The 25,842-nt window shown below is 63.5% G+C and carries 21 protein-coding genes; 7 read left to right on the top strand and 14 right to left on the bottom strand.

The genetic code is table 11. The features are described 5' to 3' along the window. Positions 1–12 precede the first annotated feature (12 nt). The 3 genes from AC1RRE_RS13860 to purD all read right to left on the bottom strand — a co-directional run bounded on the left by AC1RRE_RS13860 (position 13) and on the right by purD (position 3,530). Complete coding sequence (locus tag AC1RRE_RS13860) at positions 13–1,065, bottom strand: phosphotransferase family protein (protein WP_492981774.1); 1,053 nt, start codon at positions 1,063–1,065, stop codon at positions 13–15. A gap of 3 nt (positions 1,066–1,068) precedes the next feature. Next, positions 1,069–2,136 carry a phosphotransferase gene (locus AC1RRE_RS13855; RefSeq protein WP_492981773.1) on the bottom strand — a complete coding sequence of 356 codons (1,068 nt, stop codon included), beginning with the start codon at positions 2,134–2,136 and terminating at the stop codon, positions 1,069–1,071. 125 nt (positions 2,137–2,261) lie between these two features. Continuing rightward, positions 2,262–3,530, bottom strand: coding sequence for a phosphoribosylamine--glycine ligase (purD, locus tag AC1RRE_RS13850; protein WP_492981772.1), 1,269 nt, complete (start codon positions 3,528–3,530; stop codon positions 2,262–2,264). Positions 3,531–3,613: 83 nt separating this feature from the next. Between purD and xseA the strand changes: the two genes are divergently transcribed. Genes xseA through AC1RRE_RS13835 form a run of 3 tightly spaced genes read left to right on the top strand, consistent with a single transcriptional unit; the run spans position 3,614 to position 6,107 of the window. Beyond that, complete coding sequence (gene xseA / locus AC1RRE_RS13845) at positions 3,614–5,071, top strand: exodeoxyribonuclease VII large subunit (protein WP_492981771.1); 1,458 nt, start codon at positions 3,614–3,616, stop codon at positions 5,069–5,071. Continuing rightward, a complete protein-coding gene (locus AC1RRE_RS13840; RefSeq protein ID WP_492981770.1) occupies positions 5,071–5,292 on the top strand; it encodes a DUF2093 domain-containing protein in 222 nt (73 codons plus the stop codon). The genes xseA and AC1RRE_RS13840 overlap by 1 nt, the downstream gene beginning before the upstream one ends. Continuing rightward, positions 5,289–6,107, top strand: a complete 819-nt coding sequence (locus AC1RRE_RS13835; protein WP_492981769.1) for a M23 family metallopeptidase — start codon at positions 5,289–5,291, stop codon at positions 6,105–6,107. Before AC1RRE_RS13840 ends, AC1RRE_RS13835 begins: the two co-directional genes overlap by 4 nt. Before the next feature lies 1 nt (position 6,108). On the opposite strand, the gene AC1RRE_RS13830 is transcribed toward AC1RRE_RS13835, so the two are convergent. The 7 genes from AC1RRE_RS13830 to AC1RRE_RS13800 all read right to left on the bottom strand — a co-directional run bounded on the left by AC1RRE_RS13830 (position 6,109) and on the right by AC1RRE_RS13800 (position 15,823). Then, positions 6,109–6,996 carry a lysophospholipid acyltransferase family protein gene (locus AC1RRE_RS13830; protein ID WP_492981768.1) on the bottom strand — a complete coding sequence of 296 codons (888 nt, stop codon included), beginning with the start codon at positions 6,994–6,996 and terminating at the stop codon, positions 6,109–6,111. After that, positions 6,989–7,972, bottom strand: coding sequence for a tetraacyldisaccharide 4'-kinase (gene lpxK, locus AC1RRE_RS13825; protein ID WP_492981767.1), 984 nt, complete (start codon positions 7,970–7,972; stop codon positions 6,989–6,991). The genes AC1RRE_RS13830 and lpxK overlap by 8 nt, the downstream gene beginning before the upstream one ends. Continuing rightward, positions 7,965–8,696: a lysophospholipid acyltransferase family protein gene (locus AC1RRE_RS13820; protein WP_492981766.1), complete on the bottom strand. Its 732-nt coding sequence runs from the start codon at positions 8,694–8,696 to the stop codon at positions 7,965–7,967. The genes lpxK and AC1RRE_RS13820 overlap by 8 nt, the downstream gene beginning before the upstream one ends. A gap of 2 nt (positions 8,697–8,698) precedes the next feature. Then, positions 8,699–10,477 (bottom strand): ABC transporter ATP-binding protein, encoded by a 1,779-nt coding sequence (locus AC1RRE_RS13815; protein WP_492981765.1) that lies wholly within the window; start codon positions 10,475–10,477, stop codon positions 8,699–8,701. Between the two features lie 122 nt (positions 10,478–10,599). Further along, positions 10,600–12,612 (bottom strand): transketolase, encoded by a 2,013-nt coding sequence (gene tkt / locus AC1RRE_RS13810; protein WP_492981764.1) that lies wholly within the window; start codon positions 12,610–12,612, stop codon positions 10,600–10,602. A 187-nt stretch (positions 12,613–12,799) separates the two neighbouring features. Then, the gene (locus tag AC1RRE_RS13805; RefSeq protein ID WP_492981763.1) at positions 12,800–15,115 is read right to left on the bottom strand and encodes a methyl-accepting chemotaxis protein; all 2,316 of its coding nucleotides are present in this window, start codon (positions 15,113–15,115) and stop codon (positions 12,800–12,802) included. A gap of 159 nt (positions 15,116–15,274) precedes the next feature. Further along, positions 15,275–15,823: a chemotaxis protein CheW gene (locus AC1RRE_RS13800; RefSeq protein ID WP_492981762.1), complete on the bottom strand. Its 549-nt coding sequence runs from the start codon at positions 15,821–15,823 to the stop codon at positions 15,275–15,277. A 125-nt stretch (positions 15,824–15,948) separates the two neighbouring features. On the opposite strand from AC1RRE_RS13800, the gene AC1RRE_RS13795 reads away from it, so the two are divergent. Next, positions 15,949–16,734: an HpcH/HpaI aldolase family protein gene (locus AC1RRE_RS13795; RefSeq protein WP_492981761.1), complete on the top strand. Its 786-nt coding sequence runs from the start codon at positions 15,949–15,951 to the stop codon at positions 16,732–16,734. Between the two features lie 3 nt (positions 16,735–16,737). On the opposite strand, the gene AC1RRE_RS13790 is transcribed toward AC1RRE_RS13795, so the two are convergent. After that, positions 16,738–18,855, bottom strand: coding sequence for a methyltransferase domain-containing protein (locus AC1RRE_RS13790; protein WP_492981760.1), 2,118 nt, complete (start codon positions 18,853–18,855; stop codon positions 16,738–16,740). Between the two features lie 75 nt (positions 18,856–18,930). Between AC1RRE_RS13790 and AC1RRE_RS13785 the strand changes: the two genes are divergently transcribed. Beyond that, positions 18,931–19,875 (top strand): dihydrodipicolinate synthase family protein, encoded by a 945-nt coding sequence (locus AC1RRE_RS13785; RefSeq protein WP_492981759.1) that lies wholly within the window; start codon positions 18,931–18,933, stop codon positions 19,873–19,875. A gap of 78 nt (positions 19,876–19,953) precedes the next feature. Here the strand turns inward: AC1RRE_RS13785 and AC1RRE_RS13780 are convergent, their stop codons facing one another. Continuing rightward, positions 19,954–21,657, bottom strand: coding sequence for a long-chain-fatty-acid--CoA ligase (locus AC1RRE_RS13780; RefSeq protein ID WP_492981758.1), 1,704 nt, complete (start codon positions 21,655–21,657; stop codon positions 19,954–19,956). A 200-nt stretch (positions 21,658–21,857) separates the two neighbouring features. Here AC1RRE_RS13780 and AC1RRE_RS13775 point away from each other — a divergent pair, with 200 nt between their 5' ends. Further along, positions 21,858–23,561 (top strand): EAL domain-containing protein, encoded by a 1,704-nt coding sequence (locus tag AC1RRE_RS13775; protein WP_492981757.1) that lies wholly within the window; start codon positions 21,858–21,860, stop codon positions 23,559–23,561. On the opposite strand, the gene AC1RRE_RS13770 is transcribed toward AC1RRE_RS13775, so the two are convergent. Continuing rightward, complete coding sequence (locus AC1RRE_RS13770) at positions 23,558–24,424, bottom strand: MaoC/PaaZ C-terminal domain-containing protein (protein WP_492981756.1); 867 nt, start codon at positions 24,422–24,424, stop codon at positions 23,558–23,560. The two genes, AC1RRE_RS13775 and AC1RRE_RS13770, sit on opposite strands and share 4 nt — an antisense overlap. A gap of 89 nt (positions 24,425–24,513) precedes the next feature. On the opposite strand from AC1RRE_RS13770, the gene AC1RRE_RS13765 reads away from it, so the two are divergent. Further along, on the top strand, positions 24,514–25,362 hold the full coding sequence (locus tag AC1RRE_RS13765) for a crotonase/enoyl-CoA hydratase family protein (RefSeq protein ID WP_492981755.1): 849 nt from the start codon (positions 24,514–24,516) through the stop codon (positions 25,360–25,362). On the opposite strand, the gene AC1RRE_RS13760 is transcribed toward AC1RRE_RS13765, so the two are convergent. Beyond that, positions 25,363–25,779, bottom strand: coding sequence for a PaaI family thioesterase (locus tag AC1RRE_RS13760; protein WP_492981754.1), 417 nt, complete (start codon positions 25,777–25,779; stop codon positions 25,363–25,365). It abuts the gene before it with no gap. Positions 25,780–25,842: the final 63 nt, after the last annotated feature.

Here is a 25,842-nt window from a genome sequence, read left to right as displayed (position 1 = left end):
TCTGCGCCGTGGCTATTCCTCATCGCCATCCACCAGCGTCCAGGCCTGGTTGGAGACAGATCGCATCAGCGCGACATAGGCTTTCGTCACGGTTTCCGTTCCGGGCTTACCTTGGTTGCGCTTGATAATGCCCTGCGCGGTCACGGCGACGCGCATCAGCGCGAAGGCCACATAGAAATTCCAGTGCGGGATGTCCTGGCGCGCGCTGCATCGGCAATAGGCGGCGATGTAATCGGGTTCGCCCGGAATGCCGGTTTCCATGAAGTCGATGCCCTGCAGGCTGCCCATACCTGGAATGGTGACACGCCAGGGCATGCAGTTGATTGCCAGATCGGCCAGCGGATGGCCGATCAGCGCCAGGTCCCAGTCATGGATCGCCACCACACGCGGCTCGCTGGGATGGAAGGTCAGGCTGTCGAGACGGAAGTTGCCATGCATCAGGCTGGTGATGTTGTCGGCCGGCACATGATCGGGCATCCAGGCCAGCAGCCGTTCCATGGCGCTGATCTCTTCGGTCTGGTTGGTGCGGTACTGCTCGATGAGGGCGGCAACCTGGCGGGTCAGATAGTCCATTCCGCTGCCATTGGCCGGCAGGCCGGTCTGGGCAGGCAGCAGGGCATGCACGCGGGCCAGTGTGTCGGCCATCGCCTCGTAATGCGCCTGGCGCTGCTTGGCGTCCATGCCGGGCAGGTTCGGATCGCGGAAATGTCGGCCGGGCACATAGTCCAGAAGATAGAAGGGCGTGCCGATCACCTTGTCATCGGTGCAGACATGCAGTGGCGCGCCAATCGGCATGCCGGAGGCATGCAGGCCCTTCAGCAGACTGAAATCGCGCTCGATGGAGGCGGCGAGGGTGGAGCCTTTACGAGGCTGCAGGCGTTTGCGCAGGATGGCGTTGCGGCCGGGGCTGTGCAGCATGAAGGCGGGATTGACGGCCGCCCCCTTGAACTGCTGAACGGTCAGCGGCGCCTTGAACGCGGGCAGATGTTTGGCGATGTAGGCCGCCAACCTAGCCTCGTCGAACCGGTGTTGCGGTTGTACGGGGGTAAGGTCGGCTGTCGCCATGCCCTATTTGCTCCCCGTCATCCTCTGCACCAGCGCCCATGCCTGTTCGGCAATCGGCCGGGCGCGTTTGCCGGATTCGATCGCATGCTGGCTGGCGGCAGTGCCGTCTTTCACTCGTCCCATGATGCCCTGCAGGATACCGGCAATCCGGAACATGTTATAGGCCATGTAGAAGTCGAGATGTGGAATGCTGTCGCGGCCCGTGCGCTTGCAGTAGGCGGCGAGATATTCCTGTTCAGTCGGAATCCCCAGCCCGGCGAAATCGATGCCGGCAACACCGCGGAAGGTTTCCGGCGCCAGACGCCAGGACATCAGGTGGTAGCTGAAATCGCCGAGCGGATGGCCCAGCGTCGACAGCTCCCAGTCCAGTACCGCGATCACGCGCGGTTCGGTCGGATGGAAGATCATGTTGTCCATGCGGTAGTCGCCATGGACGATGCTGGTCTCTTCGCCGGGCGGAATATTCGCGGGCAGCCATTCGATCAGACTATCCATGGCCGGAATGGATTCCGTCTCGGACGCCTTGTATTGCTTGCTCCAACGCGCGATCTGGCGGGCAAAATAATCGCTGGGCTTGCCGTAATCACCCAGCCCGATGGCGTTGTAATCGACCTTGTGGAGGGCGGCGATGGTGCGGTTCATCGCATCGAAAATGCCGGCGCGTTCCTCGCGAGTCTGCTCGGGCAGTCGCTGGTCCCAGAAGATGCGGCCCTCGACGCAGTCCATCACATAGAAGGCTGTGCCGATCACGCTGTCGTCTTCGCACAGGCCATAGGTACGGGCGACCGGCACATCGGTCTGGCCCAGTGCGGTGATCACGCGATATTCGCGGTCGACGGCATGGGCGGATGGCAGCAGCTTGCCCGGCGGCTTGCGACGCAGCACGTATTTCTTTGCCGGCGTGATCAGCATGAAGGTAGGGTTCGACTGGCCACCCTTGAATTGGTGGATCGTGAGCGGACCGCGATAGTCAGCCACATTCGCCTTCAGCCAGGTTTCCAGCGCGCCTTCATCGAACTTGTGGCGCTCCTGCACCGGCATGGTGCCGACGAAGCGGTCCTGATCGCTCATACCTGTTTCCTCTTGTCTTTGGAGCGTCGATACGCGCGCTCGGGTCCTACGATAGACAAGCGGGACAGGGGGATGCAACCGCCTATGAAACCCGGGCAGATGCTGTTGTTATTGTTGGTCTGCGGTCAGTTCTTCTCGCGGGCGATGGCCCGCCAGCCGATGTCCCTGCGGCAGAAGCCCTCGGGCCAGCGGATGCGGTCCACGGCGGCATAGGCGCGAGCCTGCGCGGCGCCGATGGTCTTGCCCACGCCGCAGACGCCCAGTACGCGGCCGCCATTGGCGAGAATCGCGCCATCGGCGCGTGCCACGGTACCGGCATGGAAGACACTGGTTTCCGCCTCGGCCGTAGCGGCATCAAGACCTTCGATGACAGTTCCTTTGCGCGGCTCGCCCGGATAGCCTTCCCCGGCCATCACGACGCAGAGCGCGGTCTCGTCCTTCCAGCGCAGGTCGAAATCCTTCAGCACGCCGTCGCGCGACGCCATCAGCGCCGGCAGCAGGTCAGATTTCAGGCGCAGCATCAGCGTCTGGCATTCAGGGTCGCCGAAGCGAGTATTGTATTCGATCAGCTGAGGCCCGGTCTTGGTGATCATCAGGCCGGCGAACAGCACGCCCTTGAAGGGGGCACCTTCCTTGATCATGGCATCGACGGTGGGGAGGATGATCCGCTGCATCACCTCCTGTTGCAGGGCCGGCGTCAGCACGGGGGCGGGCGAATAGGCGCCCATGCCGCCGGTATTCGGGCCGGTGTCGCCGTCGCCCACGCGTTTGTGATCCTGGGCCGAGGCCAGCGCCAACGCGTTCTTGCCGTCGACCAGCGCGAAGAAGCTGACTTCCTCACCTTCCAGGAATTCCTCGATCACCACTTCGGCGCCAGGTACGGCGAACAGCGCAGTATTCGCTTCCAGCGCTTCGTCCAGCGTCATCGCCACGGTGACGCCCTTGCCGGCGGCGAGGCCATCAGCCTTCACCACGATCGGCGCGCCCTGCTTGCGGATGAAGGCTTCGGAGGATGCGGCATCCTTGAAGCGGCCATAGGCGGCGGTGGGAATGCCATATTTGGCGCAGATATCCTTGGTGAAGCCTTTCGAGCCTTCCAGCCGGGCCGCGGCGGCGGTCGGTCCGAAGCAGGCAAATCCGGCGGCTTCCAGATAGTCGACCAGGCCAATCACCAGCGGGGCTTCCGGGCCGACCACAACGAAATCGATATGCTCGTCACGGCAAAGCTTCAGCACCGCGTCGCGGTCCAGCGGATCGACGGGGGCGAGGCGGGCGACCTGGGCGATGCCGGCGTTGCCGGGCGCGCAGATCAGCTTGTTGACCAGCGGGGAGGCGGAGAGAGCCCAGCACAGGGCATGCTCACGCCCGCCATTTCCGATAACGAGAAGGTTCATAGGGTCCCCTGGGACGTCTTGGGCGACTGGAGGAATGGCGGCAATGTTTGTATCATGGGGGAAGCAGACGCAAGGCCTCCCGGATGAGTGAATTCGACGAAAATACGGGTGCCCCGGCGACCCCGGGAAATGTGCCCGAATACACGGTGACCGAGCTCTCGATGCGCCTGAAACGCAGCATCGAGGAAGGCTTCGGCTGGGTCCGGGTCCGGGGCGAGATTTCCGGTTTCAAGCGGGCCGCCTCAGGCCATCTCTATTTCTCGCTCAAGGATGCCGATTCGGTCCTGGACGGGGTGTGCTGGAAGGGCAGCGCCGCTCGTCTTGGGGTCAAGCCTGAGGATGGGATGGAGATCATCTGCTCGGGCAAGCTGACCAGTTATCCCGGCCGTTCCAAATACCAGATGGTGGTCGAGCGCATGGAACTCGCCGGCCTCGGCGCGCTGATGGCGCTGCTGGAGCAGCGCAAGCAGAAGCTCGCCGCCGAGGGTCTGTTCGCGCCCGAACGCAAGCGCCCGCTGCCCTATCTGCCGCGCGTGATCGGCGTGGTGACCTCGCCCACCGGCGCAGTGATCCGCGACATCCTGCATCGTCTCGCCGACCGCTTTCCGACCCATGTGCTGGTCTGGCCGGTGCTGGTGCAGGGCGAAGGCGCGGCCGAACAGGTCGCCAAGGCGATCCGCGGTTTCAATGCCTTGCCTGAAGGCGGCGCTGTTCCCAGGCCCGATCTGCTGATCGTGGCGCGCGGCGGCGGCAGCCTGGAGGATCTGATGGCCTTCAACGAGGAAGTGGTGGTGCGTGCCGCCGCCGCTTCCGATATTCCGCTGATCTCGGCGGTCGGTCATGAAACCGATACTACGCTGATCGATTTCGCTTCCGATCGCCGCGCGCCGACGCCGACGGCGGCCGCCGAAATCGCCGTGCCGGTGCGGATCGATCTGGTCAATACAATCGCGGGCTTCGATGAACGCATGCGGCGCGGCATGGCGCGCATGGCGCGCGAGAAGCGTCAGCATCTGGATGCACTGGGCCGCGGCCTGCGCGGTCCGCGCGAGCAGCTCGACATGGCGCGGCAGCGTTTCGACGATCTGTCGGATCGGCTGCGGCATGCGCTCCGCGTCGGCGTCGCCGCACAGCGGTCGCGCATGGAAACCATGATGGCGAAGTTGCGGCCGGCCCTGCTCCGGCGCGAGGCGGCAGAGTACCGCCGCCGTCTGGCCGAGGCCGATGCGCGGCTGCTGCGTGCCATCCGGCGGCGTCAGGCCGATGCCGTGCAGCGCCTGACCCAGCCGTCCAAGCTGCTCGACAGCCTGTCCTACAAGAATGTACTCGCGCGTGGCTTTGCTGTTGTCTATGGCGAGGACGGCCGCGCCCTGAATGCAGCCGCTGCGATGACGGCGGGAATTGCCGTCATCATCGAGATGCAGGATGGTCGCCGGCAGGCGCGGATCGAGGGTGAAGGTGCTGCTCCGCCTGTACCGCGCCGCAGCCGTCCGGTAGAGGCGCCAGCCGTCCCTGCCAAAAAACAGGAAGAGCTGTTCTGATGCAGACCCCGTCGCTGCCGCGCGAAACCGAAGCCCGGGTGCATTACCGCCATGGCGCCTTCGATATTGTTTTTCCGGGCTCCTATGTCACCTGCGCCGTCACCGGGCAGCGCATTCCGCTGGAGCGGCTGCGCTACTGGAATGTCGACCGCCAGGAGGCCTATGCCGACAGCGTGGTGGCGACGCAGGGCATGATGACCGATCCGGTGAAGCGCGCATGATGCGCTGGCTGGCTGTCCTGCTGTTTCTGCTGGGTGGCTCGGCTGCGGCCAATGATGCGCCATCGGGTCTGACCTGGAAGGGTGACTTCAGTCAGGGCGGCATGGTGATCGGTGTTGCGCAGCCGGGTATCCAGGTGACGCTGGGCGAGCGGCCGGTGCCCATCGCGAAGGACGGCCGCTTTGTTTTCGGTTTCGGTCGCGATGAGCCGGCGCAGGCAAAGCTTACCATCCGTCATGCCGGCGGCCAGAGCGAGACCCTTACCCTGAAGATCGCGCCGCAGACCTATGACATCCAGCGCATTGATGGTCTGCCGCCGGCGCAGGTGACCCCGCCGGCTGCGCTGCTGGAGCGCATCAAGCGCGAGAATGCGCAGATCGCCGCCGTGCGTCAGCGCAACTCGCCGGTGCAGGATTTCATGCAGGGCTGGGTCTGGCCCGCGCAAGGCCCGATCTCGGGCGTCTATGGCAGCCAGCGCATCCTGAATGGTGAGCCGCGTGCGCCGCATTACGGCCTCGATATCGCAGCGCCCGCCGGCAGTCCGGTGGTGGCAACGACGGACGGCGAGGTGACGCTGGCCGAGAAGGATATCTATTACACCGGCGGCACCGTGATCATCGATCACGGCATGGGAATCAATGGCGCCTATTCGCATCTGCAGACTGTCACCGTGAAGGTGGGGCAGCGTGTGAAACAGGGGCAGCAGATCGGCACCGTGGGGGCGACAGGACGGGCGACGGGGCCACATCTGGACTGGCGTCTGAACTGGTTCGACGTGCGGCTCGATCCGCAGCGGCTGTTGTCGCCGAAGCCTTAATTCACTTTGGCCAGCGGTTGTGAACCCAGAACCAGTGGTCCGGGTTCTTGCGGATCCAGCCTTCGATCTTTGCATTCACCTGCAGCATGGCGTTGTAGACATTCTGCCCGGCATCGCCGCTCTTTTCCGGCCACATCGGTGGTTCGATTGTAACGCGGAATCGCGTGCCATCCAGGCGCTCGACATAAGCCGGCACCATCGGGCAATCCATGCGCAGGGCGAACTCGGCCAGGGCCGGCGCTGTCATTGCATCGCGGCCAAAGAACGGCACGGCAATGCCATTCGCCATCTTCTGGTCGACCAGCATGGCGACGCGGTCGTTGTCCTTCAGGGTGCGCAGGATTTCGCGGGCGGCCTTGATGCCCTTGGGGACATGCCTGCCGCCCAGCGGCGCGCGCAGGCTTTGCAGCAGTTCTTCGGTCAACGGGTTGTTGGCGGCGCGGTAGACCTGTACCAGCGGCAGACCGTGGTGTGCGGCGGTCAGTCCCAGCAATTCCCAGTTTCCGTAATGCGCAGAGAAGAAGATCGTTGGCTTGTCACTGCTGCGGATGGCCTCGATATGCTCAAGCCCGACGATCTCCACGCGGCCGTTGGCGGCCGCAATATCGGCGCCGATCTTCGGCAGATGCGCGTATTCGGCCAGCACGCGACCCAGGTTATCCCACATACCGATGAGAACGGCCTTCTGCTGCTGGGCATCGAGTCCAGGCATGGCGGCCTGCAGGTTACGCACGGCTTTGCGATGGACCGGGAAATGCGGACCGAGTGTGCGGCCGATCCAGCCGCCGAAGGCCGAGGCCTGTTCCAGTGACAAGGCGCCAAACATCGCCAGCGCCAGACGGGCACCCCAATAGGCAACATACTCATGCGGTTCGGCGCGATCAAACACGACGCAGCTTGTCCGTGAAGAAAGCATCGACCTTGTCGGGGGCGACGAAGACCAGATTGACGCGCAGGGTATCCACCATCTGCCGCGTCGAGGCTGGCAGACGCACCAGATCCTTGATCGTGGTGACGGGAACTGCATTCAGGCGATGCGCGGTCTCAACCAGGCGCATGACAGTATCCTCGCTGTAGGGCGCGTGGTCGGGAAAACTTTCCACCTTCACGATTGTGGCACCCAGTTGTTGCAGCGAGGTGAAAAACTTCTCCGGTCGCCCGATGCCGGCAAAGGCCAGCACACGGCGCTCGCGCAGCCGTATGACATCGGCCGGATTGGGTTCCAGGTTGGCCGTAAAGACTGGCCGGCGGCCAAAATCGGGCAGGGCCACGGTCTTGTCGCCGATCAGCACGATGGCGTCGCTGCGGCCGATGCCATCTTCCAGGGATTCGCGCAGGGGCCCGGCGGGCAGCAGCCGGCCATTCCCGAAGCCATAACCGCCATCCACCACCAGCAGGCTCACCTGCCGGGCAAGCGCATAGGTCTGATGGGCGTCATCGGCCAGGATGCAGGTTGCCCCGGCTGCCACGGCCGCGCGAGCAGCGGCCGGACGGTCCCGGCCCACCCAGGTCGGGGCGACGACGGCCAGCAGCAGTGCCTCGTCGCCGACATCGGCGGCGCTGTGACGGGCGGGATCAACCCGCACAGGGCCGGCTTGGCGGCCGCCATAGCCACGGCTGACGATATGGGGCTGCTGGCCCAATGCCTTTAGGCGGCCGGCCAGGGTGATGGCGGTGGGAGTTTTGCCGGCACCGCCGGCCACCAGGTTGCCGATAGAGATGACCGGACGGCCGATTTCCTGGGCGCCGGCGATGCGTTGGTGCAGGCGGTTGCCGACGCCGTAGAGGGCTGAGAGCGGCTGCAATAGCGACGGCAGGCGGGAACTGGCGCCGGCCTGCCAGAAGCCCGGGGCGCGTTTAGCCATGGGGAACAGCCGGCGGAGCCGGCGCGATGGGCTCATGACCGCAATAGCGATCAACCTCGGCGCACATGGCATTCATCACGGCTTCGACCCGCAGGGTAGCCTGTTCCAGCGTTTCGCTCTCGTCGCTATGCACGTCGATCGGTTCGCCCCAGAGGTAAATGCCGCGGTTGAACGGCCATGGCAGGATGAAGCGGTCCCATGAGTTTATCACGCGGCAGCGCGTGACGGCATAGGTAACAGGGATGATCGGCACCTTGGCCAGGCGGGCGGCGGCCACGACTCCTGAACCGGCTCGCATCCGCGGTCCACGCGGGCCGTCGGGGGTGAAGCCGGCATACTCGTTGAGCTTGAGCTGGCGCACCATCACGCGCAGGGCGGCCATGCCACCCTTGTCCTTCTTGCCGGCCTTGGCGCCTGAGCCGCGTACGGTGCCAATCCCGAAGGGATCCATGGCGCGGGCGATCAGCTCACCATCGCGATGCTGGGACGTCAGCATGTGCATCGCACGGTCGCGGCGCCAGACCGGCGGGATCATCAGCAGCCGGCCATGCCAGAAGGCGAGGACGAAAGGTTTGTTGTCTGCCCAATAGCCGTTCGGGTGTTCGGCACCGCGGGTGACCCAGCGCGACGTCCTGTGCACAAATCGCACATAGAATGCGATGGCATCCGCCGCGAACCGAACCGCCGGCTTGCTCCGCTGGATGCGCTTCCACAACCCAGTCATGGTTATACGGCAGCCTCAACGGCGAACTGGGTTGCATAGAGGCGGGCATAGAAGCCGTTGCGTGCCAGCAATTCGGCATGCGTGCCCTGTTCAACCAGATGGCCGTGATCCAGCACGAAGATCACATCGGCATCGATCACGGTGGACAGGCGATGGGCAATCACCAGTGTGGTGCGGCCGCGCATGAGTTCGCTCAGGGCGGTTTGAATCAGGCGCTCGGATTCCGTATCCAGCGCACTGGTGGCTTCGTCCAGCAGCAGGATCGGCGCGTTGCGCAGCATGGCGCGTGCGATGGCGACGCGCTGGCGCTGGCCGCCCGACAGCTTCACGCCATTCTCGCCGACCAGGGTGTCATAGTCCTGCGGCAGGGCCATGATGAAATCATGCGCTGCCGCATGGCGAGCAGCCGATTCAATGTCGACCTGACTGGCATCGGGGCGGCCATAGGCGATGTTGGCGCGGATGGTATCGTCGAACAGGGTCAGCTCCTGACTGACCAGGGCGATGCCGTGGCGGATCGAGGCCAGCGTCACGTCCCGCACATCCTGCCCGTCGACCAGTACGCGGCCTTCGGTGGCGTCGTAGAAACGCGGCACCAGATTGAGCAGTGTCGACTTGCCGGCACCCGATGCGCCAACCAGCGCGGCTTTCTTGCCCGGCGGCACCAGCAGCGAAATCTTGTTCAGAGCGGTGTGGTCTTCGCCATAACGGAAGGACACGTTATCCAGACGGATTTCACCGCCGGCAACGACCAGTGGCTTGGCATCGTCGCGTTCGGCGATCTTCGGCTTGATGTCGAGAATAGTGAAAATGCGTTCGGCGGCGGCCAGGCCTTCCTGCATCGCGGTCTGGAAGTTGGCCAGCGACTTGAGCGGCTGATAGGCCGTCAGTGCGGCATAGATAAAGGCGGTCAGCGTGCCCAGAGTCAGCGTTTCGCTGGTGCCGCCGATATAGATGATCACGGCGACGGCGATGCCGCCCAGCGCTTCTGTGGTCGGGCTGGCCGCGGCGCGGGCCCGGACCACTTTCATCAGGTGACTGAGGCGGGTATCGACCGAGGCGCGGGCGCGTTCGATTTCGCGCTGCTCCATGCCATAGGCCTTGACCATGCGCGCGCCTTCGAAGGTTTCGCTCAGGATCGTGGTCAGCTTGCCGGTTTCCTGCTGGCCGCGTGCGGAATTCTTACGCGCCTTCTTGCCCAGACGGCGGGTACTCAAGCCCACGAAGGGGAAGATGACGCAGACGATCAGCGCGAACTGCCAGTTCATGCTGAACATCACGCCGGTCAGGAAGATCAGGCTCAAGGAGTCCTTCACCATGCCGGTCAGCGCCTTGGTGACCGCCTCGCGCAACAGGGTGGCGTCGAACAGGAAGCTGGAGATCAGCTTGCCCGAATGCATGTCATGCAGCCAGGCAAGGTCGGCATGGATCAGGTGGCTGTAAAGCCGGATTTGGGTATCGGCGATGACCTTTTCGCCGAAGCTGGTCATCAGCGTGCCTTCGAAATAGGTGGCAACGCCCTTGATGATCACGACGATCACCACGGCCACCGGGATCATCAGGGTCCAGTAGGGATCGCGCTGGGTGAAGACCTGGTCGATCGCCGGCTTCAGCAGCCAAGCGGTGGCGGCCGTCATGGCGGCCACCACGATCATGCTGATCAGGGCGAGGGCGAGCGACCCCAGATGCGGCCGCACCTGCTCGGCCAGCAGTCGGCGCAACAGCTGGCTGCTGCTGGCGGGACCCTTGGGGCTAGCATCAGATGTGGCAGGCGAGGTCACCGGAAATCCGTCCCGATCAAGGAGTTATGCCGGCTGCTATAGCATGCAGCCGCTCATCCGGCCACCATTGACGGCGGCCGGAACGGGAAAACTGGGCCCGGAAATGCCGGTGCAGAAGCCTTTCAGAGACGCTGCTTGGCCGCCGCAGCCACAGCCTCGGCCGTGATGCCGAAATGCTTGTAAAGCTGGTCGATCGGACCCGAGGCGCCGAAGCTGCTCATGCCGACGAAGCCGCCCTTGATGCCGAGATACTTGTCCCAGCCCTGACGCACGCCGGCTTCCACGGCGACGCGCACCGTATTGGGGCCGAGCACCTTGTCCTGGTAGGCGGGATCCTGTGCGTCGAACAGCTCGAAGCTGGGCATCGAGACCACGCGGGTCGGGATGCCATCCTTCTGCAGCAGATCGCGCGCGGTCATCGCGATGGCGACTTCCGAACCGGTGGCGAGCAGCGTCACCTTGGCAGTGCCGTCTGCGGCGGCCAGTTCATAGCCGCCCCTGGCGACCAGATTGTCGGCCGTATGGGTGTTGCGCACCGTGGGCAGGTCCTGACGGGTCAGGGCCAGAACGGTCGGACGATCCTTGCTCTGCAGGGCGACCTGCCAGGCTTCGGCGGTTTCCACCGCATCAGCCGGACGCAGTACCAGCAGGTTGGGGATGGCGCGTAGCGAGGCGATATGTTCGACCGGCTGATGGGTCGGGCCGTCTTCGCCCAGGCCGATGGAGTCATGCGTCATCACATAGACGACACGCTGGTGCATCAGGGCCGAGAGACGGATGGACGGGCGGCAATAGTCGGTGAAGACCAGGAAGGTGCCACCGTAGGGAATGAAGCCGCCATGCAGGGCGATGCCATTCATCGCCGCGGCCATGCCATGTTCACGCACGCCGTAATAGATGTAGCGGCCGCTGAAATCACCGGGCTTTATTGGTGCGAGAGCCGCGGTCTTGGTGTTGTTCGAGCCGGTGAGGTCAGCCGAACCGCCCAGCGTTTCCGGCACCACCGGATTGATCACTTCCAGCGCCATCTGCGACGACTTGCGGGTCGCCCATTTCGGCTTCTCGGCGCTCAGCTTCGCCTTGTAATCCACGATGGTCTGGTTCAGCGCAGCCGGCAGCTCGCCCTTGAAGCGGCGGTCCCATTCGGCGCGCTGGTCGGCCGGCAGGGCGGAAAGCAGCTTGCTCCAGTCGGCGAATTTCGCGGCGCCGGCAGCGCCTACGGCGCGCCAGGCCTTCAGGATCGCATCGGGAATCTCGAAAGGCGCATGCGGCCAACCGAGCTTTTCGCGTGCGCCCTTGATCTCGTCGCCGCCCAGCGGCGAACCATGGGTGGCAGCCGTGCCCGCCTTGGTCGGCGCGCCATACCCGATCACGGTGCGGCAGGCGATCAGGCTCGGCTTGTCGCTCTTCTGCGCGGCGGCGATGGCGGCGGCCACGGCATCGGCGTTATGGCCATCGACCGCGATGGTGTTCCAGTTGCTGGCCTGGAAGCGCTTGAGCTGGTCGTCGGAGACCGAGAGGCTGGTCGGGCCGTCGATGGAAATCTCGTTGTCGTCCCAGAGCACGATCAGCTTGTTCAGTTTCAGATGGCCGGCCATCGAGATCGCTTCGTGGCTGATGCCTTCCATCAGACAACCGTCACCGGCGATCACATAGGTGTAGTGGCCAACCAGCTTGTCGCTGAACTGCGCGGCCAGCGCACGTTCGGCCAACGCCATGCCCACGGCGGTGGCGATGCCTTGGCCGAGCGGGCCGGTGGTGGTCTCGATGCCGGCGGCATGGCCGAATTCCGGATGACCGGCGGTACGCGCGCCGAGCTGGCGGAAGTTCTTCAGTTCGGCCAGCGTCATGTCGGCATAGCCGGTTAGATGCAGCAGCGAATAAATCAGCATCGAGCCATGGCCGGCCGACAGCACAAAACGGTCGCGGTCGGGCCAGGTCGGGTTCTGCGGGTCGAATTTCAGGAAGCGGCTGAATAGCACGGTGGCGACATCGGCCATGCCCATCGGCATGCCGGGATGGCCCGAATTGGCCTGCTGCACGGCGTCCATGGACAGCGCGCGGATGGCGTTGGCCATGTCGGCATGGCTCACCGGAGCCGAGTGACGGGGAAAGACGGTGGCGGCCTGCAGCATGTGGTCAAAATCCCGCGATAAAAGCAGCAAAATCGGGCGCGACCATGCCGGGCAAACCTGCCCCCGTCAACCCATGCTGCCGACCTGCGGAAAGCCGCTGGAATCGTGCAGAAATTCCAACTCTGGCGGGATTTATCCAGGAGTGCTCCGGCGGGCGACATAAGCCGCCGGCCGGAGTCGCCCGGAATCAGCCGCGCAGCTTGAAGAAACCGACCAGCTGAGCCAGCTCGGAGGCCTGGTTGGCCAAGGCCTGGGCCGAGGCCGAGGTCTCTTCCACCAGCGCCCCGTTGCGCTGGGTCATTTCGTCCATCTGGCCCACGGCGGTGTTGATCTGATCAAGGCCGGTGGCCTGTTCGCGGCTGGCGGCCGCGATCTCCGCCACGATGTCCGACACCTTCTTGATCGCCGAAACGATGTCGGTGAGCGAGCTGCCGGTCTGGTTGACCAGGGCAGCGCCAGTCTTCACCTGGGCATTCGAGTCCGCGATCAGCGCCTTGATGTCCTTCGATGCATTGGCTGAGCGCTGCGCCAGGGCGCGCACTTCCTGCGCCACGACGGCAAAGCCCTTGCCGGCTTCACCTGCACGCGCCGCTTCGACTGAAGCGTTGAGTGCCAGCAGGTTGGTCTGGAAAGCGATCTCGTCAATGAGCCCGACGATGTCGGAAATCTTCTGCGCGCTGCCTTCGATGCGGCTGACGGCCGTGACTGCATCCGCCACCACGCTGCCGCCCTTTTCGGCGGTGTCGCGCGCCGCGGTGGCCAGCTGGTTGGCGGCCTGGGCGTTATCGGCATTCTGCTTCACGGTCGCCGTGATCTCGTGCATGGACGCCGCGGTCTCTTCGATCGAGGCCGCCTGACTTTCCGTGCGGGTGGCGAGATCCTGGCTGCCGGACGAGATTTCCGACGATGCCGATTTCACGGCTTCTGCATTCTCCGCCAGACGCTGGGCGAAGTCGCGCATGCGCTCGGCCATGCTGTTGACACCGGTCTTGATCTGGCCGAACACGCCCTGATAGTCGCCCTTCACAGTGCGGGTCAGGTCGCCGCCGGCCATGCCGCCCATCGAGCCGGCGAGTTCGTCGGTGATCGCCTGCAGCATGCCGGTAAGACGGTTTAGTTCCTGGCTGGTCGAGAGGAAGAACCCTTCCTTGCCGGCCTCGGCGATGCGGCTGCTCAGATCGCCGCCCGCCACCTTGTTGACCAGGGCGGCGATCTCGTCGCCGGCAGCCTTTTCGCGGGTCTCGCGTTCGATACGACGCTTCTCGGATTCTTCGCGCTGCTGCGTGACATCCTCCTCGGCATCGGCGCGGGCGATCATGCTTTCCTTGAATACCTGCACGGCCTTGGCCATCTGGCCGATCTCGGCACCGCGGTCGGTATAAGGAATTTCGGTCTGAAGGTTGCCGCTGGCCAGACCCTGCATCGCGCCGGTCATGCGGTTGATCGGGCCGCTGACGCGCCATTGCACGATCAGGAGGCCGATCACGGCAACGGCGACGGCGATCGCCAGCATCAGGCCGTTCAGGACCAGACTCCGCTGCGTGTCGGTCACCTGGCTGTCTGCGCGCTTGATCAGCTCGGCCAGCGCCGTGTTGGCGATGGCGTTCAGCATGTTCAGGCTCTCGGTCACGGTCGGCTGGTATTTCGTCTGCTCGACCGGCGAGAGCTGCCCGGCGGTGAAGGCCTTCACGATCACCTGACGCTCGTCGGCAATGGGGCCGCTGAAGAAAGTTTTCGCCGTATTCACGGTATCCCGCAGGGCTGCGGGCGTTTCGCTGCGTGCTGCGATACTGCTGACAATGCCCCAGGCAGTCGCGGCGCGGCCGGAATCGTCGGCATGTGCTGCCACCTCGGTGATCGTCCAGGTCTGGCCGCCGGACATGGTAGTCAGGATGCGCAGGACCATCGAACCCGCGAAATTGCGGATCGTCCAGGCGTTCTGCTTGGCGCTCAGCAACTGATCAACCGTCGGGTCGACAAGCTGCAGCGACGATTCCAGGAAATCGGACGCAGCCTCCACGGCATCGAGATAGCCCTGGGTCACACGCGTCCAGTCCTGTGCGGCCTGTGCATTGCGCTGGGCCTTGGGCTGGCCGATGGCAGTCATCATGTTCGCACGCAGGGCTTCCACGGCATCATGCGCGGATTTCAGCCTCGCCTGGACTGGTCCCGCACCAGTCTGGCTGGGAAGCGCTGACAGCATGGCGTAACCGGTGTTGTACGCAGTCTTTGCGCTATCGCGATACAGCACGATGTTGTCGGCGGTTTCCTTGGAGACCGGTGCGTCGGCACGGAAGGAGATCAGGATGTTGCCGCGCTCGAGGCGGTGCTGCTGCAGGCTGGTGAAGAAGGCCTGGCTGATCGGCGCCAGCGTCGCGACGCGCTGTGCGGCCCGGTTGCGGTCAAGCGCTGCGATCACGCCCGTCACGCTGATGGCGATCAGCATCAGTCCGAGGACGCCAATGATCAGGCCCAGTGTGGTGCGAATGGATAGAGTCGGCATAAGTCTTCCCCCCCCCCCCCTGAAGCAATCCACATTTTGCGGTCGCTATAACCCCAGAAGGGTAGCCGGAGTTGAAGAAGCCGGCCTCATAAAGGCCTTAAGGTTATCAAGATTTAAGCCGGCAGGCGCCGAATCATATTTGCAAACGCAAATCTGCAACTATGAGGTTGTGGCGTCACCGGCCTTAGTGTCCTGTCGGTTGGCGATCTGTTGCATCTCGGTCGCAGTCGCCTGATTGACCAGATGATCGAGATCAATGATCGAAACCATGCGTTCCTCGCGCGCCACCAGCGCACTGAGGAAACGATGGTCGGCGCTCATGTCGGTTTGCGGCACGGCCTGCAATTCGCGCGTGTTGATCGACAGGATGTCGGATACAGAATCGACCAGCAGACCGAAGGTGCCGGTGCTGGCCACAACCACGATCACCACATGCATACTGGTTGGGACGGTGCGGCCACCGCCAAAGCGGACGCGCAGATCATAGATCGGGACCACGGCGCCGCGCAGGTTGATGATGCCGCGCACGAACTCAGGTGTGTTCGGCAGGTTGGTCACTTCGGTCCAGGCGCGAATCTCGCGCACACTCAGGATGTCGATGCCGAAATTCTGAGCGTCGATGGCGAAGGTGAGATACTCGTTGCTGCCCGACAGATCCGCGCCCGCCGCGCCGCTATGTCCCTGAACGGTGGTTGAAAGCTGCGCCATGGTCCCTCCTGCATGTCGTCGCCGTCACGGTGGCAAATTTATCTCAGATTTAGCTTGTAACGGGCCGATTTATTCATTGTTGTAAGACCGTCCGTCTAAAGATTTCAAGGGAGGAAGGGCCAGTCATGCAACTGCCCGTCAATACGTTCAAGCGCGCCCTCAAGGAGAAGCGCCCCCAGATCGGCCTGTGGTGTTCGTTGTGCAGCAATATCGTGGCGGAAATCCTGGCCACGGCCGGTTTCGACTGGGTTGTGCTGGATACCGAGCACTCGCCCAACGAGGTGCCCATGGTGCTGCAGCAGCTGCAGGCTATGCAGATCGACGCCAATACCTGCAGCCCGGTGGTCCGCCCGGACTGGAACGACACGGTGAAGATCAAGCGTTATCTGGATATCGGGTCACCGAACCTGATTCTGCCCTTTGTGCAGAATGTCGAGGAGGCCAAAAAGGCCATTGCCGCCACCCGCTATCCGCCCCGGGGCGTGCGCGGCGTGTCCGGCTCGCAGCGCGCCAATCGGTATGGCCTGGTGGAGAACTATCACGCCAGGGCCGATAGCGAGATCGGTGTCATCCTGCAGGTGGAAACCAAGGAGGCGGTTGGTCGGATTCCGGAAATCGCGGCGGTCGACGGCGTCGACGGCATCTTCATCGGTCCGGCCGACCTGTCGGCCAGCCTGGGCCATCTGGGCAATGCGGCGCATCCCGAAGCGCAGGCCGAGATCATGCGGGCGTTGAAGCTGTGCCAGGACGCCGGCATGCCGGCCGGCATCCTGGCGCCGAACGAGGATGACGCGAAACGTTATCTTGATGCCGGTTTCACTTTCGTCGCCGTTGGCGTTGATCAGGGCCTGCTGACCAAGGCATCGCGCGATCTGGCCAAGCGCTTTCGCGCCCATGTCGGCCGCAGCTGAGGATCAGCCTTTCCGGCGGACCCAGAAGCGGTAGCAGTTCGCGAACAGATCCGGGTTTTCAACCTCGACCGCTGCCCAGTGGTCGAGGTTGATTGCCTTGGGATCGTCGGGGAAGCGGCTGCGATAGCCGGTGAGCGCCTGGGGCGAGGTGAACTCGAAGCCCAGAAATTCCAGACCGGCCCCATCGACAAGCTGCTGCAGTTGCTGGGGTGTGTAGCGATGCTCCTGACGATGAAATACGAGGTCGCGCAAATCGCTGAGCGCATAATAAGCGCTCGACACGCCGAGGCGGCGCGACAGCTTGGCATTCAGGTTTGGCAGATCGGCGCGGAAGCGGCGAACCTCATCGGGGCTGTCGCCATAGCTGTGCTTGGCGATCAGATTGCGTGCCGTGACCACATCACGACGGCCTAGTTCACTGTACAGCCCGAGCATCATATAGCCATCGGGTTTCAGCAGGCTGACCAACTGGGCCAGGCCCGCGGCCGGTTCGCGCAGGTGATGCAACACGCCAAAGCTTTCGATCACATCGAATGTGCGGCCAATGCCGCCCAGCTTCAGGATGTCAGCCTGGGCGAACTCGATATTGCTGATGCCCAGTTCGTCTGCCTTGCGTTTGGCGTAGGACAGGCTGCTGCGGCTCAGGTCGATCGCCAGCACCCGCGCATTGTTATAGCTGGTGGCGGCCAGGATCGCATGCAGGCCGGTGCCGCAGCCGGCGATCAGCACGTCTGGCTGGTCGGTTCCGCCTGTCGTGATGGTCTGGAACGGCAGTGCCGACCGCACTCGCATCGGCACGCTGAGCGGCGTGCCAAGCACGGGTTGGTGCCAGCGCGGGAAGGGGCTTTCCTCGTACATCTGCTGTACGGCGACGCTGGTGCGATCCTCGATCGGCACCAGCGTGGGGAGCGTGGGCGCAATGCGCCGTTCTGTCAGCGGTTCGTCGAGCTGCTGGCGCTTCAGGTCGGCAAACTCCGGCGGCCATGCAGCTTGGGCCAGCCGTTCCGCATCCTGGCGCTGGTAAAGCGGGCGATACAACGCATAGACAGCGAAGAGCGAAGCCGCCTCGGCCGGATCGGCCTGGTCAAGCTGGCTGCTCAATGTATCGAGGATTGGCAGCTCCGTCGGGTCGAAGGCATCGAGGTATTCGCTCTGGAACGCGCGGACGGCCATCAGGCCGAGCAGGCGGTTATAGCGCGGCAGGATATCCGGCAGCTTGAGTGCCATGACCAGCAAGCCGCGGCGCAGTGCGATCAGCCGGCGCTCGATCAGTGGGTCGCAGACCAGCCCATGCTCCAGCCATTCGGCCAGGGCAGGAGTCTGCAGTGGATCGAGGCAATCGGCCTGACCCAGCATGCTGGCGATATTTTTCGGCGGCAGGTCGTCGATGACGTCGAACGCAGTGAATACCGTGTCGCGGCGGATCGCGCTTTCGAGCAGTGGCGCCAGATCACGCGGTTCGATGCCAGGCGCACCCAGCAGCGACAGCGCAGCGGTAATCAGTTTCTGATCAGGATGCTTCAGCCGAAGGTCGCGCAGTGAACGGGCAAAGGCGATCTTGTAGCGGGGATTGTCGGGCGCCATTTCGTGGGCGCGACCCAGGTGGACCATGGCTTGCTTTGAATTGCCCTTGGCCATCAGGGCGTAGCCAAGCATGTAGTTGGTCTCGGCGTTCTTGCGATCCGCCTTGAAGGCGGTGACCATTGCCCCGATGGCGCTGTCGATCTCACCCTCAGCCAGGAAGATGTGACCCAAGCCGATATAGGGGGCGGGCATGGCCTGGTTCAGAACAATGGCTGTACCAAAGCTGTGCTTTGCAGCATCGCGCTCGCCGGCCGCCAGCAGGATATGGCCAAGCGTCAGGTGATAGTTTTCGAAATGGAAGTCGATCTCGATGGCGCGCTCGACCAGCGCACGTGCGGTTTCCAGTTGCCCACGCTGCAGGGCGATGTAGCCCTTCATGTGTATGGCGTCGGCGAAATCCGGCTCCTGGGCCAACAAGGTATCGAGGAAGGGCTCGGCCTGCTCGAACTGGCCGGCATCAATAGCGCGCATCGCTGCGCGCAGCATGGGCAACAGATGGGCCTTGGCGGCAATGGCGGCGGGATCAGGAAGCGACATTTCGCTTTGCAGCAGGATACAGAAGATGATTACTCTAGCTATTAGTAAGGGGAACGCCCAGTCGGAGCAAACATAATGAAAACGACGCCCGTGGTTTCGGCCGATCTGGCCAAATCGGTCTTTGCAGTGCCGCCGCTGGCCCGGTACGCCGACCTGACCCTCAATGAAGATGCGAATCGGCAGCTGATCGCTCATATGGAGGCCGGAGGCATTCGCAGCCTGATGTATGGCGGCAATGCCAACCTCTATAATCTGCCGGTTGGCGAATATGCCGAGATGCTGGATTTCCTGATCGATGCGGTGGGGCCGGACACCTGGCTGATCCCGTCCTTCGGCCCCGATTACGGCAAATTGATCGATCAGGCGAAGATTCTACGCGGCTCGAAGGTGCCGACCGCGATGGCGCTGCCGATGACCTTTCCGGCGACCTCGGAGGGCATCGAGATCGGTCTGCGCCGTGCTGCCGTCACCATGGGCAAGCCGGTCATCCTCTACATCAAATCCGACAACTACATCGCGCCCGATGCGGCGGGTCGGCTGGTGAAGGAGGGGGCAGTCTGCGCCGTCAAATACGGTACCGTACGCCCTGATCCGGCACAGGACGACTACCTGAAGCGCCTGCTTGATCACGTCGATCCGAAGCTGGTAATCAGTGGCATCGGCGAGCGGCCCGCGATCACGCATCTGCGCCAGTTCGGCCTGGGTGGCTTCACATCTGGTTCCGTCTGCATCGCGCCGCGCGGTTCGATGGCGATTTTGCGCGCGATCCACCGCCAGGACTGGGCGACGGCCGAGCGGCTGCGCGAAGCCTTCATCCCGTTGGAAGACCTGCGCGACAGCATCAGTCCGATCCGCACGCTGCATGACGCCGTCACGCTGTCAGGCGCGGCCGATATGGGGCCGATGCTGCCGCTGCTGACCGGCCTGAACGCCGCCGACCGCGCCCGTGTGCAGCCGGTAGCGCAGGCGCTGAAGACCTGGGATGCGTCGCTGGAGGATGCTGCGCGCGCCGCCGAATAAGCCGCCGCAAAACGGCCAAAGAAAAAAGCCCCGCAGCAACAAAGCTGCGGGGCTTTTCTATTCCGGACCGGGGGCCGGTCAGGCCTTTGCTTCGGCCTTTTTCTTTTCTTCCTCGACCAGCTCCTTCTTGGAGAGCTTGCCGATCAGAGTCTTGGGCAGGGCCTCACGGATTTCCATGCCCACCGGCATTTCATGCTTGCCCAACTTGTCTTTCAGGAAGTCCTTGAGCTGGTCGAAGGTGATTGGCTGGCTGTTGGGCTTCAGCTTGATGAAGGCCTTGGCCGACTGGCCACGATACTGGTCGGGGATGCCGATCACGGTGCATTCCTCGACTGAGGGATGTTCGTAGATCGCTTCCTCGATATTGCGCGGATAGACGTTGAAGCCGCCCGACAGGATCATGTCCTTCTTGCGGTCGACGATGAAGATATACCCTTCCTCGTCCATGTAGCCGACGTCGCCGGTATGGAAGCGGCCGCCGGCGAAGGCTTCCGCCGTGGCTTCAGGCTTGTTCCAGTAGCCTTTCATCACATTGGGACCAGTGATGCAGATTTCACCGGTTTCATTGACGCCCTTGAGCTTCAGCGGGTCTTCCACATCGACGATCTCGATGGTCACGCCCGGCAGAGGCAGGCCGCACGAGCCGCGCTTGCGTTTGCCACCATAGACGGTCTGGGTGCCGGCAGGCGAGGTCTCGGTCATGCCCCAGCCTTCGATCATCTTGTGGCCGGTGATATCCTCGAACTTGTCCTGCACTTCCACGGGCAGCGGTGCGCCGCCCGAGGCGCAGAACTTCAGCGCCGAGAGATCATAGTCCTTGATGTTGGGCAGGTTGACGATGGCGGCGTACATGGTGGGCACGCCGGGGAAGATGCTGATCTTCTTCTTGTGCAAATCCTCGATCACCGCCTTCAACTCGAAGCGCGGATGCAGGATGAATTCCGCACCGATGGTCAGCATGCGCAGCAGCACCGCGCTCAGGCCATAGATATGGAACATCGGCAGGACCATCAGGCAGCGTTCCTTGCCTTCGTCCATCTGCAGCAGGGGGTTGCCGTCAGTCCAGCTGGCATACATGTGCACCGTGGCGGTGATGTTGCCATGCGTCAGCATTGCGCCCTTGGGCTGGCCGGTAGTGCCGCCGGTATACTGCAGGATCGCCACTTCCTCGGCCGGATCCTTCACCGGATGTGGGGTATAGCGGCCGTCATTGGCGATCAGCTCGGCAAAGCGGATGTGCTTGTCGTCCTTTGGCACCTGGGCGATTTCCTTGCCCTTGGCCAGCGGGAACAGCAGGTTCTTGGGGAAGGGCAGCACATCGGGCAGGCGACCGATCACCACCTTCTTCAGGCGGGTGGTGCCAACCATCTTGCCGATATTGGTGTAGAGCGCCTTCAGGTCCAGCGTGACCATGATGTCGGTCTGGCTGTCCTCGATCTTGTAGCGCAGCTCACGCTCGGCATCGAGCGGACTGTAATTCACCACCCGGCCGCCGGCCTTCAGGATGGCGAAGAAGCAGATCACATAATGCGGTGTGTTGGGCAGGAACAGGCCGACATGCACGCCCGGCCCGACGCCGAGTTGCTGGAAGCCCTTGGCCGCGCGATCGACCAGATCGGAGATCGCAGCGTAGGTGTAGCCCTTGCCCATGAAGTTGAGGAATGGCTGCGGCGCGAAGCGGGCCACCGCATCGTCGAGTAATGTCCAGATCGGGCGGGCCTGGAAATTCTGCGCCCAGGTGACGCCGGTCGGATAGGATTTTTCCCAGAACGGTGCAGTCATTGCTTTGCTTACCTCCCCAGACATTCGGTCCGGCCACGTTGGACCAGATTGATACCCCTATTCTAGGAAGCAGCCGGGATCGGCGCAACGTGGCGCAACGTCAGCTTTATTCACTTCATCTGACCATTCCGGAGGCAGGGTTGCACCGCGGCACGCCCACTGGCACACTCAGGGGCGGTTATTCCCAGTATGAGGCCAGAATGGGCGGCGCCAAGGATATGCGGGCGGAGCGCGATCGTTTCGTCGCTTTTGCCTTCTCGGCTGCCGACCTGATGCTGGAAGTGGGGGCGGACGGCAAGATCGGTTTCGCCTCTGGTGCTGCCCGCCTGATGGCGGGCTGCGAGGCCGACGCCCTGCTGGGTCACAGCTTTTCTGCACTGGTTGCGGATGTTGACCGCCATTTCGTGATGAACCTGCTGGGCGGCCTGGCTGTCGGCGGCCGTATCGATCCGGTCACGGTGCAGCTGCTGCGCTTTGATGGCAGCATCGGCCCGGTCTGCGTGCTGGGCGGCTGCTGTCTGCCGCGTCAGGAAGGTCGGTATTACCTGACGCTGTCCAACGCGCGGTTGCCGCTCGCCGAGGCGGCCCTGCAGAACAAGCGCGATTATCAGGCCAGTCTGCTCGATGCCGAGGAATTCGAGGTCCGCGCCGGCGAGCGGCTCAAGCTCGCCCGCGAGCTGGGCTCCGAAGTCAAACTCACGCTGATCGAGATTGTGGGCCTGAAAGCTCTTACTGAGACGCTGGGCGAGGGCAGCCATGCCCTGGTCGACGATGTCGATGCACTGATGCGCGCCCGCTCGATGGGTGGCGATACCGCGAGCCGGATCGACGATGGCAAATATGGCATCCTGCACGCCTCACCGCTGGATCAGGACGCCGTGGCCGAACAGGTGCGCGACCTGGTGCGGCAGTCGGGCGGCGATACAGGCGATGTCGATATTCATGGGGCGACTCTCGATCTGCATGCCAAGGGCATGAGCGATGAGGACGCCGTCAGCGCCATGGCCTTTGCGGTGGATCGTTTCGCCAGCGATGGCGCCGCCGGTTTCACGCTGCAATCCACCGAAGACAGCCTGAAGGCCTTGCTGCAACGGACAGTGGCGCGCGTGCAGGCGTTGCGCTCGGCTGTTTCCGGCCGGCAGTTCCAGCTGGTATTCCAGCCGATCGTGCGGCTCACCACCCGCACCCTGCATCATTACGAGGCGCTGTCGCGCTTCGAGGACGGTGGCTCGCCGTTCGAAACCATCCGTCTGGCCGAGGGCGTCCACCTCATCGGCGAATTCGACCTGGCCGTCGTGCAGCGCGTCGTCACCATGCTGTCAGATCGCCGCAAGCAGGGTGACGTACTGGATATCGCGGTCAATCTCTCAGGTCACAGCCTGGAAAGCGCGGTCTTCATGGCGGCGCTGCGTGAAATCACCACGGCCGAGCCGGCCCTGCGCAAGCACCTGATCTTCGAGATCACGGAATCGACCCAGATCACCAATCTGGTGCATGCCGCCAATGCGGTGCGGCAGCTGCGCGAGGACGGCCATTCCGTCTGTCTCGACGATTTCGGTGCGGGCGCTGCCTCTTTCCCGTACCTGCAGGCGCTGGAGGTTGATTATGTCAAGATCGACGGCACGTATGTGAAGGCGCTGCAGACTCAAGGGTCGCCGCGTGACCAGGCCATCCTCAAGGGCATGGTCTGGCTCTGCAAGGAGCTGCGCATCGGCACGGTGGCTGAGATGGTGGAAACCGAGGATCAGGCGCGCCTTCTGCTCGATTTCGGCATCGACTACGGCCAGGGCTACCTGTTCGGCCGGCCCGAGGCCGAGCCGAAGCTGGAGCCATTGCGTCTGGATGAGCCCGACCTGCCCGGCGACCACCGCAATCCGACAGACTTCAAGCGCAAACGCTTCTAGCCGCGCAACTCCACCCGTCCGTGATCCAGCACCACGACGTCGCGTTCGACCAGCCGGGCGCGGAACGACACGATGTTGCCGTCGCGCCAGATTTCCGTGTGGATGGTCTCGCCCGGGAATACTGGCGCGGTGAAGCGCGCATTGATGTCGGCGATCCGCGACGGGTCATGGTCGCAGGCGGCCTTCACGACGGCCCGCACGGCGATGCCATAGGTGCACAGGCCATGCAGGATCGGACGTGGGAAGCCGGCCGCATCGGCAAAGGCCGGTTCGGCATGCAGCGGGTTGCGGTCGCCGCATAAGCGGTAGAACAGCGCCTGGTTGGGCTGGGTCTTCAGCGTCACGCCGAGGTCAGGTTCGCGGTCCGGAATCTTGTGCGGAGGTGGCGGCAGGTCCTCAGGTTTGCGCGCCGGGCCACCGAATCCGCCGTCACCGCGCGCAAAGGTCGTCGACAGTAGTGTGGCGAGCTTCTCGCCGGTGGCGGCGTCGCTCAGGGCGTTCTCCACCAGCATGATGGCACCCTTGCCGGCGCCCTTGTCGAATACATCCCTGATGCGGATTTTCGATTTGACGCGCGCAGCCGATGGCATCGGCTTGTGGATGGTGATGCGCTGCTCGCCATGCACGACTTTCACGTAGTTGAGGCCGGTACGCGGCGTCCAGCTGTCGTCCCAGGTCACCACGGTGGCGAGGCTGGGCAGGGTGCGCAGGTTCTTTTCAAACACGAAGGGCAGTTCGTCCAGGTCCATCGGATCCTGGCCCATGCCAGTGCTGAGCGCATAGAGCATGGTCTCGCGGTCGGTGTAGGTCACCTCGCGGGCCGGAATGTCGAGCGCCAGCAGTTCCTCATAGACAATCGGCATGCTTCCTCCGTTTAATCTTTCCCTGACTCTAGCGGCGCAGACCGCAGCAGACCAGCCTTGACGTTACGGCAGGGCTTCAGGAGGAACCGATGAGCTACAAGACCTTCGATTTCAGCGTGGCCGACCATGTGGCGACGATCGTGTTCAATCGCCCCGAAAAAGCCAATGCGATGATCCTGCCTTTCTGGCAGGAGATGGTGGATGTCTTCACCGAGATCGAGGACCGGCCCGAGATTCGCGCCGTGGTGATCGCCTCCACCGGCAAAACCTTCACCGGCGGGCTCGACCTGTCGGCCTTCGCGCCGATCACTGGTGAGATGATGAAGGGCGACCGCGGCCGGGTGGGCGAACAGATGCGTCGCACCGTGGCGGAACTGCAGGAAAGCTTCGCGGTCATCGACCGGTGTCGCGTACCGGTGCTGGTTGCCATTCAAGGCGGCTGCGTCGGGGGTGGCGTCGACCTGATCTCGGCCTGCGACATGCGCTACTGCACCGCGGATGCCTGGTTCTGTATCCAGGAGATCAATATCGGCATGACCGCCGATGTCGGCACCCTGCAGCGCCTGCCGCATCTGATCCCGTCGGGGCTGGTTCGCGAGCTGGCCTATACCGGGCGACGGCTGACAGCCGAGGAGGCCAAGGCGTCTGGTCTGGTCAATGCCGTGTTCGGCAGCCAGGACGCGATGCTGGCGGCGGTAATGGAGATCGCGAAGACCATTGCGGCCAAGTCGCCGCTGGCCATTCACGGCACCAAGGAAATGCTGAACTATACCCGCGACCACAGCACGGCCGATGCGCTGAACTACATGCAGGTCTGGCAGGCCGGCATGTTCCTGACGCCAGACCTGATGGAGGCGATTACCGCCAACATGGAAAAGCGGCCGGCCAAGTTCGACGACATGCTGCCGGCGAAGAAACTGGTGCAGAAGCGGCGATAATCAGTCGACGCCCAGCACCTTCCAGATGCCTTCGGAGGTCAACACGACCTTCTCGCCCACAGAGGCGGTGCCCTGGATGAAGATCAGGCTGCGGGTCTGGCGCACCAGCCGGCTTCGCATAATCACGAAATCGCCCGGCTTCACGGCGGCGACGAACTGATTGTTCAGCGAGACGGTGGCGCAGCCCTTGCGCTCAACCAGGTCCCACACCACCCAGCCGAGCGTATGGTCGGCGAAGGTCATCAGCATGCCGCCATGCACCACGCCGCGGGAATTCGTATGCCGCTCCTCGGCCAACAGGCCGTAAGCAGAGGAATTGTCAGCCTCGCGCCGCACCCAGATCGGGCCGACCTCGCGGGTGAACGGGCCCTGGCCGGAGCGCTGCTTCCAGCCCTCGGAGGCGGGATCGAAAGTCATAATCGCGGTTCCTTTACGTTACCCCGCGAATTGAGCAAGCGAATCACACGATTGCAATCCTTT

Source organism: Ferrovibrio sp. GW821-FHT12D07 (assembly GCF_058807275.1).
Note: the sequence above shows the minus strand (reverse complement) of the source record. Positions and strands in the feature narration are given on the sequence as shown.

Bases quoted from the DNA above. Each gene is read 5' to 3' on its own strand.
- AC1RRE_RS13860 (WP_492981774.1), bottom strand. From the start codon at position 1,065: ATGGCGACAGCCGACCTTACCCCCGTACAACCGCAACACCGGTTCGAC.
- AC1RRE_RS13855 (WP_492981773.1), bottom strand. From the start codon at position 2,136: ATGAGCGATCAGGACCGCTTCGTCGGCACCATGCCGGTGCAGGAGCGC.
- purD (WP_492981772.1), bottom strand. From the start codon at position 3,530: ATGAACCTTCTCGTTATCGGAAATGGCGGGCGTGAGCATGCCCTGTGC.
- xseA (WP_492981771.1), top strand. From the start codon at position 3,614: ATGAGTGAATTCGACGAAAATACGGGTGCCCCGGCGACCCCGGGAAAT.
- AC1RRE_RS13840 (WP_492981770.1), top strand. From the start codon at position 5,071: ATGCAGACCCCGTCGCTGCCGCGCGAAACCGAAGCCCGGGTGCATTAC.
- AC1RRE_RS13835 (WP_492981769.1), top strand. From the start codon at position 5,289: ATGATGCGCTGGCTGGCTGTCCTGCTGTTTCTGCTGGGTGGCTCGGCT.
- lpxK (WP_492981767.1), bottom strand. From the start codon at position 7,972: ATGGCTAAACGCGCCCCGGGCTTCTGGCAGGCCGGCGCCAGTTCCCGC.
- AC1RRE_RS13820 (WP_492981766.1), bottom strand. From the start codon at position 8,696: ATGACTGGGTTGTGGAAGCGCATCCAGCGGAGCAAGCCGGCGGTTCGG.
- tkt (WP_492981764.1), bottom strand. From the start codon at position 12,612: ATGCTGCAGGCCGCCACCGTCTTTCCCCGTCACTCGGCTCCGGTGAGC.
- AC1RRE_RS13805 (WP_492981763.1), bottom strand. From the start codon at position 15,115: ATGCCGACTCTATCCATTCGCACCACACTGGGCCTGATCATTGGCGTC.
- AC1RRE_RS13800 (WP_492981762.1), bottom strand. From the start codon at position 15,823: ATGGCGCAGCTTTCAACCACCGTTCAGGGACATAGCGGCGCGGCGGGC.
- AC1RRE_RS13795 (WP_492981761.1), top strand. From the start codon at position 15,949: ATGCAACTGCCCGTCAATACGTTCAAGCGCGCCCTCAAGGAGAAGCGC.
- AC1RRE_RS13790 (WP_492981760.1), bottom strand. From the start codon at position 18,855: ATGTCGCTTCCTGATCCCGCCGCCATTGCCGCCAAGGCCCATCTGTTG.
- AC1RRE_RS13785 (WP_492981759.1), top strand. From the start codon at position 18,931: ATGAAAACGACGCCCGTGGTTTCGGCCGATCTGGCCAAATCGGTCTTT.
- AC1RRE_RS13780 (WP_492981758.1), bottom strand. From the start codon at position 21,657: ATGACTGCACCGTTCTGGGAAAAATCCTATCCGACCGGCGTCACCTGG.
- AC1RRE_RS13775 (WP_492981757.1), top strand. From the start codon at position 21,858: ATGGGCGGCGCCAAGGATATGCGGGCGGAGCGCGATCGTTTCGTCGCT.
- AC1RRE_RS13770 (WP_492981756.1), bottom strand. From the start codon at position 24,424: ATGCCGATTGTCTATGAGGAACTGCTGGCGCTCGACATTCCGGCCCGC.
- AC1RRE_RS13765 (WP_492981755.1), top strand. From the start codon at position 24,514: ATGAGCTACAAGACCTTCGATTTCAGCGTGGCCGACCATGTGGCGACG.
- AC1RRE_RS13760 (WP_492981754.1), bottom strand. From the start codon at position 25,779: ATGACTTTCGATCCCGCCTCCGAGGGCTGGAAGCAGCGCTCCGGCCAG.